8 protein-coding genes and 1 tRNA gene are annotated in these 14,445 nt (G+C 63.0%); 4 read left to right on the top strand and 5 right to left on the bottom strand.

Annotation, left to right across the window (positions count from 1 at the left end):
- Positions 1 to 409: 409 nt before the first annotated feature.
- The 5 genes from D0B32_RS16725 to D0B32_RS16705 all read right to left on the bottom strand — a co-directional run bounded on the left by D0B32_RS16725 (position 410) and on the right by D0B32_RS16705 (position 8,685).
- On the bottom strand, positions 410 to 5,950 hold the full coding sequence (locus tag D0B32_RS16725; RefSeq protein WP_117335098.1) for an AAA family ATPase: 5,541 nt from the start codon (positions 5,948 to 5,950) through the stop codon (positions 410 to 412).
- A 457-nt stretch (positions 5,951 to 6,407) separates the two neighbouring features.
- Positions 6,408 to 6,482: transfer RNA gene (locus D0B32_RS16720), tRNA-Val, on the bottom strand.
- A 48-nt stretch (positions 6,483 to 6,530) separates the two neighbouring features.
- Entirely contained in the window at positions 6,531 to 7,265 is a 735-nt protein-coding gene (dnaQ, locus tag D0B32_RS16715) for a DNA polymerase III subunit epsilon (protein WP_117335097.1), read from the bottom strand.
- A gap of 137 nt (positions 7,266 to 7,402) precedes the next feature.
- The gene (gene rnhA / locus D0B32_RS16710) at positions 7,403 to 7,849 is read right to left on the bottom strand and encodes a ribonuclease HI (protein WP_117335096.1); all 447 of its coding nucleotides are present in this window, start codon (positions 7,847 to 7,849) and stop codon (positions 7,403 to 7,405) included.
- Positions 7,846 to 8,685: a class I SAM-dependent methyltransferase gene (locus D0B32_RS16705; RefSeq protein WP_117335095.1), complete on the bottom strand. Its 840-nt coding sequence runs from the start codon at positions 8,683 to 8,685 to the stop codon at positions 7,846 to 7,848. Before D0B32_RS16705 ends, rnhA begins: the two co-directional genes overlap by 4 nt.
- 19 nt (positions 8,686 to 8,704) lie before the next feature.
- Between D0B32_RS16705 and gloB the strand changes: the two genes are divergently transcribed.
- From gloB to carA, 4 genes are all read left to right on the top strand, one after another.
- Entirely contained in the window at positions 8,705 to 9,496 is a 792-nt protein-coding gene (gene gloB / locus D0B32_RS16700; protein WP_117335383.1) for a hydroxyacylglutathione hydrolase, read from the top strand.
- Positions 9,497 to 9,646: 150 nt separating this feature from the next.
- A complete protein-coding gene (locus tag D0B32_RS16695) occupies positions 9,647 to 11,353 on the top strand; it encodes a transglycosylase SLT domain-containing protein (protein WP_117335094.1) in 1,707 nt (568 codons plus the stop codon).
- Between the two features lie 203 nt (positions 11,354 to 11,556).
- Positions 11,557 to 12,798: a nitrate/nitrite transporter gene (locus D0B32_RS16690; protein ID WP_117335093.1), complete on the top strand. Its 1,242-nt coding sequence runs from the start codon at positions 11,557 to 11,559 to the stop codon at positions 12,796 to 12,798.
- Between the two features lie 422 nt (positions 12,799 to 13,220).
- The gene (carA, locus tag D0B32_RS16685; protein WP_117335092.1) at positions 13,221 to 14,384 is read left to right on the top strand and encodes a glutamine-hydrolyzing carbamoyl-phosphate synthase small subunit; all 1,164 of its coding nucleotides are present in this window, start codon (positions 13,221 to 13,223) and stop codon (positions 14,382 to 14,384) included.
- Positions 14,385 to 14,445: the final 61 nt, after the last annotated feature.

Here is a 14,445-nt window from a genome sequence, read left to right as displayed (position 1 = left end):
TCACGGCCCTGGGGCGCAAAGACCCCGGGATTCCAGTCAGGAGCAAGAGGAATAGACAGCCGAAGCAAGCCAGAATGAACTGGATAACAAGCTATACAGCGTCTGGGAATTGCACAGGCTTGCCGGATTGGCAGACCTGTTGAAGCAACCCGTTAAGGTCGCGCGGCCACGTTTAGAGTGGCAATGTGCATGTACCGCATGTGATGCCTCCCTAAAGTGTCGAGTGAAGTGAAGAGTGGAGAACTACTTAACGGGACTGATGCCCGAGCCTCAAATATATAGCGGCAAACGGTCGCACGCAAGTACCCGATGCATGCATGTGGTTGATCTGATACGAGGTTTGGCGTTTTGGCATCGAACGATGCGCGACACAAATGCATGCGGCATTTTCATGACAACACGGCAAGATTCACGTCGCGGCCCCTGCGCGATCTGCCACGTTGAAATAGAAAACAGCGCCGCGAGGTGCGTTGGCTTTGGCAGACAAAATGCCTCCGTGTGCCTCGACGATAGATCGGCATATCGACAGCCCCATGCCCAGACCGCTGGCTTTAGTCGAATAGAACGGATCGAAGAGGCGATCAGTGCCGTCCGCGGGCAAACCGGGACCCGAATCCGCGACCGCGATCACGATGCCCTGCAACGGGTCCGCACCGGTCTCGATGCGCAGTTCGCGTGGCCCTTCACTCGTCGTGCTCATTGCTTCGATCGCGTTCATGATCAGGTTGAGCACCACCTGCTGTAGCTGTACGCGATCGCCGCGAATCAGCGGCAGATCCTTCGCGAAGATCGCCTGCACGCTGATGCCGTGCTTGACGGCCTCGCCGCGCGTGAGTTCGATGACTTCACCCACCGCCTGCGCGATGTCGACGCTGTCGTTGTGCGGCGGCGCTTTTTTGATGAAGTCGCGGATCCGGTCGACGATCTCGCTGGCGCGCTTCGCGTCGCTGCGGATGCGCTCGAGTGCCTGCAGCGCCTCCGGCACATTAGGCCGCTGTGCACCGAGCCAGCGCAACGCGCCCGAAGCATTCCACGCCACTGCCGTGATGGGCTGCTTGACTTCATGTGCAATCGAGGCCGCCAGTTGTCCCATCGTCGACGCCCGGTTCGCATGCGCGAGTTCCATCTTCACTTCGCGATACCGCTGCTCGCTCTCGCGCGCCGCCGCTTCGGCATGCTTGTGGTCGCTCAGATCGAACAGGAACGCGACGCCCTGATGCGTCTTTTCTTCGAAGCTGGCCGCCCCGATCAAAACCGGCACGCGGCTGCCATCCTTGCGCATGCATTCTTTCTCGAAAGGCTGCAAGGTACCCATCGCGAGCAGTTCCGGCAGCCATTGGTGCCGGTCATGCTCCGTTCTCTCACCCGGCGTGAGATGGGTCCAGTGGATACGGCCCGCGGCAAGATCGTCGCGGTCGTAGCGCACGATCTGTAGAAACGCGTCATTGGCTTCAAGAATCCGGCCTTCGAGATCGTAGATGCAAATGCCGACGATGTTCGCATCCACGAGGCGCCGGATCTTGGCCTCGCGTTCGGCCAGGTCGCGATAGAGGCGCGCGTTTTCCAGCGCGATCGCGGCCTGTGAGGCAAGCAGCTTCAGCACGGCGACGCGCGCCGGCCCGAACACGCCAGTTGCCAGACTGTTTTCGAGGTACAGCGCGCCGATCAGCTTGGCCTGCGCAAGCAGCGGGAGAAGGAGCAGCGAGCGCGACTGGTGCTGCTGGATATACGGATCAGCGGCGAAGGACGATTGCGCGGCGTCGTCCAGCATGACGCTCTCGTGAGTACGCATCACGTAGTGCAGCACCGATTCGGGCAAGCGGTCGCTGATCAGCGGCCGCTCGCACACCTGCACGTGGACCGCCGCGCCGCTGACGGTGGCTTGCGCGGCGAGCAGCAATTCGCCGTCGCCGGGTACGATCAGCACCCCGCGCTCGGCGCCCGCCTGCTCGACGGCGGTGCGCATGAGCGCATCGAGCAGATTGTCGAGCACGATTTCGCTCGACACGGCTTGCGAGACCTTGATCAAGGTTGCCAGTTCGAGGTTCTCTACCGACGAACCGATCGTGACTGTAGGTGCCGAGACGCGCAACTCGTCCTTGAGGCGCGGAAACGTCTGCTCGAGTTGCCTCGCCTTGGCGTCGGCGCCCCAGCGCAGGTAACCGTGATGTGCGTCCTGCAGATAGTTGCGGGCAATCTTCTCCAGCCCATGCGCCGCGTAAAAGCGCGCGGCGACTTCGTTGGCGAGCGCTTCGTTGTGGACGAAGCCATTGGCGCGCGCCGAGCAAATGGCCTGTTCATAGCGTTGCATCGCATCGAACTGGCGGCCTTCCACGCGCGCCATTTCGCCTTCTACCAGCGTCGCCCGATTGGCGAAGTTTTCCGGACACGCGTCGGCCCATTCGCGCAGTTGCAGATGATGTACCACCAGCGCGTCGAGATGCCGGCCACGCGCTTCGGGCGATGCGGCGTCGTACATCGCGGCGTGTGCCAATGCGGCGTAGAAATGGTATTCGGCCATTTCGAAGAACGAAGGCGCGGTCCACAGCAAACGCTCGGCGCAGGCGGCGGCTGCAATCGCGCACGCCGGGTCCCCGGCGAGAAAGCGCGCCTGCAGCTTGCGGATCCAGTACCAGCAGCTCGCCATTGCCAGTTGCGGCTCGCTTTGCAGATGGCGCTCGAAACGTGCTTCGTCGAATTCGGCGTCGTTGAACGAGGCGAAATCAGGGGTGAGCCCGCGCAGGGTTTTGATGAGCCTGATCTGCGATGTCAGGCGATCAGTGACGAGCCCAAAATGCGCCTGGCGGGCGAACTCCAGACCGGCTTCGGCTTCACGCTGCACGTCGGCAAGCGGTTCGCCGCTTGCGAGCAGGTTGGTGATCAGGTTATCGCGGCTGTAGGCGGCAAAAGTCAGATCGCCTAACTGATTGGCGGCCGCGAAGGCGCGCAGCACCAGGGGGCGTCCCGTGTGAATGGGCTGCGTCCACGGCAAGACGCGGTGTCCGAAGATCAGATAGACGCGCGCCTCGAAGCGCCGCAGTCCGCGTTGTTCCACCAGGTCGAGTCCGAGTTTGCCGAAGCGAAAGGCGTTCTGATAATCGCGAAAGTACGCGCCCAGAATCATCCCGAGCCACGCGTAGGCAAAACACGAGCCGTCGCAGTTGCCGTATTGCAGACTGAGATTGGCCATCCGGCAGACCACGAGGCACAGCAGATTGGCGTTGGTGAACAGGGCGGGAGAGACGACCGCGGTGAGGACGTCCATCGTTGCACGCCACTCGGGGTCGGTCATCAGCGGCAGGTCGATGAGGTCCTGGATCGCGCGGTGCGAAAGTTGTTGCCAGAGCTGCGCGTATTCCTGGTTGACTTCCTCGGTCGTGGGGTTGGCCGACCAGTGCACACCCACACGCTGTAGATAGTCGAGGCAGACTTCGATGGCGCGGTCGCTGCGGCCGAGCGTCGTGTACAGCTCTTCGCGCAACTGTGCGACCGCGGCCAAATCGACCAGCCGTCTCGCGTGTGTCGAGAGGATCGACAGCCTCTCCTCGGCTTGCGCCAACGCGCCCGTCAGAAACTCGCATTCGGCGCGGTGCAGTTCGAGCGCGAAGGTCAACGCGCTGCAGCGTTGCCAGCAATCCTCCGGCAGGATGGCGCGGCCGGCACTCAGATAAGTGAGCGCCGCGTCGTACGCGGTGGAATGTTGGGCGCGCTGGCCCGCAATCAGGTTGAGTGCCGCAATCCGTTCACGCTCTTCATTGGACGTGACGAGCGCGGCGCCGCGATTGAGCTGGCTCACGATCTCGAAGATCGCTTCTTCCACGCTCGCCGCCGGTGTATGCGCTGCGAGCAACCTGCCGATCCGCAGATGCGTCGCCGCTCGCAAGGCCGCCGGGATAAACGAATACGCGCCTTCCTGCACGCGATCGTGCAGGAACCGATAGGCGCTGTCGGACTGCAGCACGAGCCCCGAGCGCACCGCTTCACGAAGATGCGCGTGAGTGTGGTCCTCGGTCAGTTGACACACGAGAGCAAGCACAGCAACGCTGGCGCTGCTGCCAAGACATGCCAGCTGCTGAAGCACAGCCTGAGTCTCTGCTGGCAAACGGCTCAGCTTGGCCACCATCAGATCCACGACGTTGTCCGTGTAGCCTTTCGCGTGGATGCGCTTGAGGTCCCACGTCCAGCGTGCCTTGCGATGATCGAAGTCGACCAGCGCCTCGTCCGCAAGCGAAGACAGGAACTGGATCACGAAGAATGGGTTGCCTTCGGTCTTCTCGTGCAACAGTTGTGCGAGCGATGCCGCTCGCTCGGGTTCGCAGCGAAGGGCGTCGCCGGTCAGTTGTTCGAGGTCTTGGCGCGACAGCGGCCCCAGCACGATTTCCTGCACTTGCGCGCCGGCCTCGCGGATTGCGTCGAGCTTGCGCATGAGCGGGTGAGCGGCGTCCACCTCGTTGTTACGGTAGGCGCCGATCAGCAACAGGTGTCGGAGGTCCGGCTGCGTCAGAAGATTTTCGAGCAGATCGAGCGTGGCCGCGTCGAGCCATTGAAGGTCGTCGAGGAACAGGGCGAGGGGATGCTCGGGCCGCGCGAACACGCCGATGAAGCGACGGAACACCCGTTGAAAGCGACGCTGTGCATCTTGCGCGGGAAGCACAGGAACCGGCGGCTGCTCGCCGAGAATCAGCTTCAACTCCGGCACCAGATCGAAAATGAGCCGCGCATTGGGGCCGACCGCTTCCTGGATGGCCGCGCGCCAATCACTGAATTCGTCTTCACTCTTGCTGAGCAGCGGATGCACGAGGCTTTGCAATGCCTGCGCGAGCGTCGTGTAAGGAATGTCGCGCTTGTACTGATCGAATTTGCCCGAGGCGAACAAACCGTTGAGTGGCACCAGCGCCTTGTGCAACTCGCTCACCACGGACGATTTGCCTACCCCCGAATAACCGGACACCAGTACCAGTTCAGGCGTACCGTTCGTGATCACGCGGTTGAACGAGGCGAGCAGGGTCGCGGTCTCGGCGGTCCGGCCGTAGAGCTTTTCCGGTATCAGCAAGCGGTCCGGCGTATCGGCTTCGCCCAGCAGAAAGTCTTTGAAACGCCGCCGGGTTTCCCACTCCGTCAGACAACGGCGTAGATCGCTTTCGACGCCGAGCGCCGTCTGATATCTGTCCTCTGCCGTCTTGGCCAGTAGCTTCATCACGATCGCGGAGACGGACGGCGGCACATGCCCGGAGATCTGGTGTGGCGGCACCGGCATTCTGGCGATATGGCAATGCACCCACTCCATCGGATCCGCAGCGGAAAAGGGCAGATGACCCGTGAGCAGTTGATACAGCGTGACGCCCAGCGAATAGAGATCGCTGCGGGAATCAATTGACCGGTTCATGCGGCCGGTCTGCTCGGGCGCCATGTAGGCCAACGTTCCTGCGATCGACTCGGGCGGTTCGGGCGATTGCTGCTCACGGGCGCGCCGCGAAGTAATGCCGAACCCGCTGAGCCACGCCTGGGGCCTTTCGCAATCCACCAGTATGTGGGTCGGTTTGATGTCCTTATGAATCAGGCCGCACTCGTGCAGATGCGCCAGCGCGGACGCGATGGCGGCGGCCACGCGGATGAAGGTGTCGATGGGCAGGGTCTGGCCGATCAGCCAGTCGAGCGGCTCGCCGCCGGGATCGTTCAGCACGAGCATGAAGCCGCCGCGCTCGCGGACGAGTTCAAATGGCTGTGCCGACCAGGATTCGCTGAGTGCGTCCTTCAGTTCGTATTCGTGGGTGAGACGGTTGAGCGTGGCGAGCGATGCGTGCTCCGCGACCGGGACCACTTCGAGGACGGTGAGCCGATGTCCATCACTGGCCTTGCGCCAGCGCCGGGATACCACGCGCTCACTGTCTTCCCATAGCACCTCGGAGCGGGATTCTCCATTGCCGGTATGCCAGGATGATGGGTTCATCTGCCGACTCCGCGACCAAGCCGCTGACTGGCACCAAGGGGATGAGTGTTCGGGTTTGCTTGCGCGATTCGCCAGATGTGGCGCCGCTCGTTGCGAGCCGAATCACTCTAGCACACCTGAGCACTCGATACAGACGCGCGTCATGTCTGGCGGGTTTGCGTCATCAGCTGCGAGCAGCGCGCCGATGCGATTGCATGACGTGGCTCGTAGAAGCGGATCAGAGATGGGTTTTGTCTGAGCTAAGCCGAGCGGCGAATGGCGAGAATGATTGACCTGGCAAAGCGCAGTGGGCTAGAAGCTGACGTGCACAAACGAGCAGAAACGCAACACGGAAGACGAGATGGGCAGACGATGCAAGCGAACGAAACAGGCGAGGAGAAGAGGCAAGACAGAGGCCCAAACAAAAAGGCCCTCGACTGTTGTCTGAGGGCCTTTCGTCTTGCGGGTCACGCGAATCTGGTGGGTGGTACAGGGATTGAACCTGTGACCCCTGCCGTGTGAAGGCAGTGCTCTACCGCTGAGCTAACCACCCGAAGAGCTGTGCATTATGTCAGAGCTTTTTTGGTTCGTAAAGAGTTTTTTAAGCAGTTTGCTCATCTGCGGTCGCGACGGGTTGCAGACGCCACACGCTCGTCCCCTTGACGGCCTTGTCGAGACCATCGAGCACGGCAAGATGCGCCGCGATTTCTTCCTCGCTCGCAACGATCACCGGCAGTTCGAGTGAACTCAAAGCCACGCGCGGGGCACGCTCCGTGCCGCCCGACGACGTTTCGCCGAGCATGTCGATGACGAGGCTTTCCTGACCACGCGTCATCGCGAGGTAAACCTCGGCGAGCAGTTCCGAGTCGAGCAGTGCGCCGTGCAGGGTACGGTGCGCGTTGCTGATACCAAAGCGGTCGCACAGTGCATCGAGCGAGTTACGCTTGCCCGGGAACATGGCCTTTGCGCGCACCAGCGTGTCGATCACTTCGCCGCATTGCGTGCTGAAAAGCGGCAGGCCCAGCAGCGCGAACTCGGCATCGAGAAAGCCGATGTCGAACGGCGCGTTGTGGATGATCAGATCCGCGCCTTGCACGAAGTCCTGCAGCTCGGCGGCGATCTCCGCGAACTTGGGCTTGTCGCTCAGGAACTCGGTGGTCAGGCCGTGGACGGCCAATGCGCCCGGATCGCTGTCGCGTTCGGGGTTGATATAGAAGTGCAGGTTGTTGCCCGTGAGCCGGCGGTTCACCAGCTCGACGCAGCCGATTTCGATAATGCGGTCGCCGGTGCGTGCGTTCAGGCCGGTGGTTTCAGTATCGAGGATGAGTTGACGCATGTCGGTTTAGCCCGCTCTAAAAATTGGCTTCGAAAAAAACGTGGTGTACGCAAGGGCTCAAATCATTGGCACGGCGTAACGGCACAGGGTAGCTGATGGCACAGGCTAGTCGCAAAGACTAAAGGCACAGCCGCGCGTCAGATTTCCGCGAGCGTCGCGACGCCGCGATTGGCGAGCGCATCGGCCCGCTCATTCTCCGGATGCCCCGCGTGACCCTTCACCCAGCGCCACTCGATCTCGTGCTGCTGGACGGCTGCATCGAGCCGCTTCCAGAGGTCCGCGTTCTTGACGGGCGTCCTGGCCGCCGTCATCCAGTTCTTTTTCTTCCAGCCGTGAATCCACTCGCTGATGCCTTTCTGGACGTATTGCGAGTCGGTATGCACGACGGCCTTGCAGGGTCGCTTCAAGGCTTCGAGCGCGGCGATCACCGCCATCAGTTCCATACGGTTGTTGGTGGTGTTCGCTTCGCCGCCGAACATTTCTTTTTCCTGCGCGCCGTAACGCAGCAGGGCGCCCCAGCCACCTGGGCCAGGATTGCCCTTGCAGGCGCCGTCCGTATAAATATCAATGAGTTCGGAAGTCATTTTCTCTGGTTGCGGGTGTTCGGTGTGGCGGCGGGGGTGAGACCGGCGGCAAGGACGGGCTTTTTCACTTTCAGCGGTCCGATCAGACGCATGCCCGGCACGCGCTTGATGGCCTTGATCATGTACGTGGCGCCGAAGATCGGCCACCAGCGGTCGCCTGCCGCTTCCATGAAGCTATAGCGCGCGAGCCACTGGTCGCTGACGAGGGGCGGACGATAGCAGCCGAAGCGTCCGCGTTCAAGGTCGAAGCCGAGCAGTTTAATCCAGTCCTTGAGACGGGTGAACGCAATCAGGTCGTGCGCGGCCGGCACGAACGGCTTGCCCGTCACCTTGCCGACCGATTGCCGCGCGCCCCACAGCGACAGCGAATTGAAGCCAAGAATGATCAACTGGCCTTCGGGCATCAGCACACGCTCGGCCTCACGCAGCAGGCGGTGCGGGTCGGCGGTGAACTCCAGCGTATGCGGCATCACGATCAGGTCGACACTTTGTGCTTCGAACGGCAGGTCCAGCAGGTCGCACCACACGGCGCTACGGCCCGCCGGCGCATGGCGGTCCGGCGTGCTGATGACATTGCCCGCGCCCCGGCCGTTACCCGCGGCGCGCGGGAATTCGTAGGGCGCGCTCGCGCCGCTGGCGGCGTCGAGCACGAGCCCGCGGCACGGCATGCGGTTCTCGCGCAGCGCGTCGAGTTGCGGCAGGCCGAGCTGCAGCGCGTGATAGCCGAACACGTCCGACACCACGCGGTCGAGCTGCGCCTGCTCCCATTCGAGGACGTAGCGTCCGGGCGGCGAGTCGGTCCAGGCGGGCCAGTCTATAATCGATCGGTCAGACATATTGAAGATTGCGTCGCCTATGAATGCGCTCGAGTACGTACCGGCCCCGGCGTTTGAAGACAATTACATCTGGCTCGTTTCGGATGGGCACCACGCGGTGGTGGTCGATCCGGGTGAGGCCGCTCCGGTTCGCGCTTATCTGGCGAAGCGAGGCTGGCGGTTGAGCGCTATTTTACTCACGCATCATCATCAGGATCACGTCGGCGGAGTGGCCGATCTGCTGAATGGCCAGGGGGTGCCCGTGTACGGCCCTGCCGGCGAGTCGATCGCCCATCTCACGCACCGGCTGCGCAGCGGCGATCGCGTCAGCATTGCGGAGCCCGCGCTGGAATTTACGGTGCTCGACGTGCCCGGCCACACCAGCGGCCACATTGCCTACTTCCAGGCGGCGGATCCCGCCGGCACGCCGCACGTGTTCTGCGGCGACACGCTGTTCGCCTGCGGCTGCGGGCGCCTGTTCGAAGGCACGCCGGCCCAGATGCTCGATTCGCTGGATTCGCTGGCGGCGTTGCCCGGCGCCACGCAGGTGCACTGCGCCCACGAGTACACGCTGTCGAATATCCGCTTCGCGCTTGCCTGCGAGCCGGACAACGCGCAACTGCTGGCGTGGCGCGACAAAGCCACGGCGCTGCGCGAGCGCGGGGTGCCGACGCTGCCCACCACGATCGAGCACGAACGCGCCGTCAATCCGTTTCTGCGCGCCGACAATCCGGCGGTCCAGAGCACGCTGGCCGAGCAGTTACATGAAACGGTGCCCGATCGTCTGGCGGCCTTTACGTTGATGCGGGAGTGGAAGAACCGCTTCCGCTAACCGGCTTCCGTTAGGGGCAAGCTCACCTTGATTTTCGGAAAAATCTGCCAACCCCAAGATTTGCCAAGGTTTTCAGCCTATTTCCGATTGACGTAAACGTCTGGCTTTCGTACTATCGGCTGCAAATTCCAGTTGGAAGCCGAGACGTTCATGAGATTTATCTTTAGTGCGTTATTGGTCCTCATGCTCGCCGCGTGCGCGAGCCAGGGACCAACGACGAATAGCAATACCACCGCTTCCAATCCTGCCAGCCAGCAAGCCGTAGCCGACGCCCTTCGCAAGACATCCGCCGCCAAAGAAACGATCGATGTCGATCAAGGTTCGGTCGATCAGTTGACGACCCCCGACCCTGATCTGTGGGGCCGTATTCGTCGTGGTTTCCAGATGCCTGACCTGCAAAGCGACCTCGTCGACATGCAGGTGAACTGGTACGCGCAGCGCCCGGACTACGTGCAGCGCATGACCGAGCGGTCGCAAAAATACCTTTATCACATCGTCGAGGAACTCGAGCAGCGGCATATGCCGACCGAGCTCGCGCTGCTGCCGTTCATCGAATCCGCCTATAACCCGCAGGCGCTGTCCGTCGCCAAGGCGGCCGGCATGTGGCAGTTCGTGCCGGACACGGGCCGTACCTACAACCTCAAGCAGAACATGTGGCAGGACGAGCGCCGTGACGTGCTCGCGTCCACGAGTGCCGCGCTCGACTACCTATCGCGTCTGCACGACATGTTCGGCGACTGGCAGCTCGCACTCGCCGCCTACAACTGGGGTGAAGGCAACGTGCAGCGCGCGATCGCGCGTAACGAGGCGGCCGGCTTGCCGACAGACTATCAAGATCTGCGCATGCCGAACGAGACACGCAACTACGTGCCGAAGCTGCAGGCGGTGAAGAATATCGTCATGAACCCGCAGGCGTATGGGCTGACGCTGCCGTCCATTCCGAATCACCCGTATTTCGTGACCGTGACCACGGCGCACGACATGGACGTCGACGTGGCGGCCCGGCTCGCCAACATGACACCGGACGAATTCCGTTCGCTGAACCCGTCGTTCAAGAAGCCGGTCATTCTGGGCGCAACGCAGCCGCAGATCCTGCTGCCGTTCGATAACGCCAGTGCCTTCGAGCACAACCTGAAGGCGTACACCGGCAATCTGTCGTCGTGGACCACGTATACGGTCACCGAGCGCGCGGCACCAGCCACGATTGCGCAGAAGATCGGCGTCGATCCGGACACGCTGATGGAAGTCAACAAGATTCCCGCCGGCATGCGCCTGAAGCCGGGTTCGACGATCGTCGTGCCGCGTAGCGACGACAACGACGACGAAGACATCAGCGCCGACGTCGCGGAGAGCGCGGTACTGGCCATGGAGCCGGACGTCCCCGATACCCGCAAGATGCTGATCCGCGTGCGCCGCAATCAGACTATGGCCGCGCTGGCGGTGCGTTACGGCGTCTCGGTCGGGCAGTTGAAGGCATGGAACCGCACGCATCGTGACCGCGTCGCACCGGGTCAGGTGATCGTGCTGCACGTCCCGGTGGGCAAGGCGTTGCCGAGCGAGCCGGGTCCTGAACGGATCGCTGCCAGCGTGCAGGGAGGTGGCGTCGAGCGCATCGGCACCCGCGTCACAGACACCAAGGGCGATTCGCGTTACGATAAGAAATCGGGTCGTGGCCACGCCGAGGTCGTCAAGGTGTCGGATTCGGCGGGCAAGGGCAAGAGCGGCAGCTCTTCTGCGTCGGGCGCCAGCAAGGGCAAGACTTCGAAAGCGACTGCGGCGGACACGTCCAGCAAGTCGTCAAAGGCTGCGGCAACAAGCCGCCCAAAGACTGCAGCCAAGGCGAAGAAGGGTAAATAGACCAAAGCGGCTCTTACGGAAGTGACCACATGCGTTGCGGGGGCAGCGCATGAATTGCGCTCCGATCACTTTTCGTTTTCGACGCCGTCACCCAGTGGTGACGGCGTTTTCATTTCAGGGTCTCGCACGAAGCGGCCGCGCGCCAATTCGCTTATCTTCTAGGGCGGCGCCCTGCCTCGAACGTACCGAATAACTTTTCACCTATGTCGTCAACCCAGCTTCGCGTCTTTCTGCTGTTCTCCGCCGGCTACTTCGTCTCGTACGTATTTCGGGGTGTCAATCTCGGCTTCGCGCCGCTGATTACGCATGACCTGGGCCTGTCCGCGGCCGATCTCGGGCTGCTGACAAGTCTCTATTTCCTTGGCTTCGCCGGCGCGCAGATTCCGGCGGGCGTGCTGCTCGATCACTTCGGCTCGCGCCGCGTCACCGCCGGCACGCTGCTGTTCGCGGCGGCGGGCATCGGCGTCTTCGGCGCCGCGCACAGTATCGGCACCATGATGCTCGGGCGTCTGCTGATCGGCGTCGGCGTGTCCGTCTGCCTGGGCGCGGCCTTCAAGGCGCTGGCCCAGCATTTCGAGGCGGCCCGCCTGCCGCTGATGAACGGGCTGGTGATGGCGGTCGGCGGTCTGGGCGGCGTGATGGTGGGCACGCCGCTGACGTGGGTGCTGACCTTCGCCGGGTGGCGCGCCGTGTGCGTCGGCCTTGGCGTGCTGACCATTCTCGTCGCGCTGGCCCTGTGGTTCGGCGCGCCGGAGACGCGCGAGGAGCGGGGCCACGCCAGCCTGATTTCGCAGTTCAAGGGCACGTGGCACATCCTTAAAAGCCCTGCGTTCTGGAAGATCGCTTCGTTTTCCGTGGTCACGCAGGGTGTGTTCTACGCCATGCAGTCCTTGTGGGTTGGGGCGTGGATGCGCGACGTCATGGGTCTCGCGCCCCGTGAGGCGGCCGCGCAGGTTTCGATTCTCGGCTTCGCGATGATGGCGGGCTGCGTCGGTTTCGGCGCGGCGGCGCGTGGACTGGAGCGGCGCGGGGTGTCCCTGTATGCGTTCTGTGGCGTCGGCATGGCGTTGTTCGTGCTCACCCAGATGCTGATCATGGCGGGCGTGCCGCTGCCGGCGGGGCTGCTGTGGGCGGCGTACGGCATCTTCGGCGGCACCGGCATCCTCAGCTATGCGGTGATGGCGCGGCATTTCCCGGCGCACCTGATTGGCCGCGCCAATACCACGCTCACGCTGATCATCTTTTTGCTGATCTTCGGCTTCCAGATTGGCGTCGGCGCTGTGCTGTCGCGCTGGCCGGCGAGCGCGGGCCGCTATCCGGCCGCCGCGCATCTGACGGCATGGGGCGTTCTCGTCGCCTTGCAGGTAGCGAGCGCCATCTGGTACGTACTGCCGGGGCGGGCGTTGGCGAAATCCGGGCAATTGCAGGCCGAGCATCAGTCGTAGTCGAGCCGCTCACGCCTTGTGCGGAGGGCCTGAGTTCGCTATCCCGATTCAGGCCTGATCGAAACACTCGGAACGCCCGGAAACGCAGGCAAACACTGCCTCCAGGCGCTTAAAAGGCGCCTTGCCCACCGTCCCGCAGCCATCTCGGATTTGGAGGGAAGGGTAGTTTCGGGCTATAATTCCAAGGTTTGAGCTTATCAACCCGCACCCTAGCGCCTACCTCTCCCTCACCGTTCATCCGCCGCGCGCGGCTGACGCACCGCACCCAGCCGATCAGTCCACACAATGGATCCATCGCGCCCTTGCGACGTCTGCTGTGACACGCGAGCGAGCCTGCGCGCGCATCCACAGATGCGCCTCGCTGCGGCTCGCACGGCTCGGATAGACAGGTCGGCACAGGGTGTTCCCCCAAGGAGTCTCCCGTGTTGCCGTCTTTTTCTCCCGCTCTGCTCGCGCTCGCCGACGGCACGGTCTTTCGTGGCTACTCGATCGGCGCTCCCGGCCATACGATTGGCGAAGTCGTTTTCAACACCGCAATCACCGGCTATCAGGAAATCCTGACTGACCCGAGCTATGCGCGTCAGATCGTGACCCTCACGTACCCGCACATCGGCAACGTCGGCGTGAATGCCGAAGATGTCGAAGCCACCAAAGTCCATGCCGCCGGCCTGATCATTCGCGACCTGCCGGTCCTCGCGTCGAATTTCCGCATGGAACGCACGCTCACGCAATACCTGCAGGACGAAGGCGTGGTCGCCATCGCCGGCCTCGACACCCGCATGCTCACGCGCGTGCTGCGCGACAAGGGTGCGCAGAACGGCGCGATCCTGGCAGGCTCGGATGACGAAGCCAGGGCCATCGAACTGGCGCGCTCGTTTCCAGGGCTGGCCGGGATGGATCTGGCCAAGGTCGTGTCGACGAAACAGCCGTTCGAATGGAAGCAGACGGAATGGCGTCTGGGCGAGGGCTACGGCACGCAGAACACGCCGAAGTACCGCGTGGTCGCGTTCGACTATGGCGTCAAGTTCAACATCCTGCGCATGCTGGCCGAGCGCGGTTGCCACGTCACCGTGCTGCCCGCGCAGGCTACCGCCGCTGACGCGCTCGCGCTCAATCCGGATGGCGTGTTCCTCTCCAACGGCCCCGGCGATCCGGAGCCTTGCGACTACGCCATCACGGCCACCAAAGAGCTGATCGAGCGTGGCATTCCCACCTTCGGCATTTGCCTCGGTCACCAGATCATGGGCCTCGCGGTCGGTGCGAAGACCATGAAGATGAAGACGGGTCACCACGGCGCGAATCATCCGGTGAAGGATCTGGACGACGGCCGCGTGGTCATCACGTCGCAGAACCACGGCTTTGCGGTGGATGCCGCTACCTTGCCGGCCAACGCACGCGCCACGCACGTGTCGTTGTTCGACGGCACGCTGCAAGGCTTCGCGCTTACCGACAAGCCGGCCTTCTGCTTCCAGGGTCACCCGGAAGCATCGCCCGGTCCGCACGACATTGCGTATCTGTTCGACCGCTTCACCGGGTTGATGGATCAGAAAAAGGCCGGTACCACGGCAGCCGCAGCGGTCGCGTAAAGACCAGGTGAAAAGCGCCGCGCGCGGGGCAGCCCGGCGCCGCGCCAGCGGACAGAACAAA

The sequence above is a fragment of the Paraburkholderia sp. DHOC27 genome (assembly GCF_003429005.1).
In the GTDB taxonomy this organism is placed as follows: Bacteria; Pseudomonadota; Gammaproteobacteria; order Burkholderiales; family Burkholderiaceae; genus Paraburkholderia.
This window is presented reverse-complemented; position numbering and strand designations above follow the sequence as displayed.

What these genes read in the sequence shown, in the direction of transcription:
- dnaQ (WP_117335097.1), bottom strand. Translation starts at nt 7,265, where the DNA reads ATGCGTCAACTCATCCTCGATACTGAAACCACCGGCCTGAACGCACGC.
- gloB (WP_117335383.1), top strand. Translation starts at nt 8,705, where the DNA reads ATGAATGCGCTCGAGTACGTACCGGCCCCGGCGTTTGAAGACAATTAC.
- D0B32_RS16705 (WP_117335095.1), bottom strand. Translation starts at nt 8,685, where the DNA reads ATGTCTGACCGATCGATTATAGACTGGCCCGCCTGGACCGACTCGCCG.
- rnhA (WP_117335096.1), bottom strand. Translation starts at nt 7,849, where the DNA reads ATGACTTCCGAACTCATTGATATTTATACGGACGGCGCCTGCAAGGGC.
- D0B32_RS16725 (WP_117335098.1), bottom strand. Translation starts at nt 5,950, where the DNA reads ATGAACCCATCATCCTGGCATACCGGCAATGGAGAATCCCGCTCCGAG.
- D0B32_RS16695 (WP_117335094.1), top strand. Translation starts at nt 9,647, where the DNA reads ATGAGATTTATCTTTAGTGCGTTATTGGTCCTCATGCTCGCCGCGTGC.
- D0B32_RS16690 (WP_117335093.1), top strand. Translation starts at nt 11,557, where the DNA reads ATGTCGTCAACCCAGCTTCGCGTCTTTCTGCTGTTCTCCGCCGGCTAC.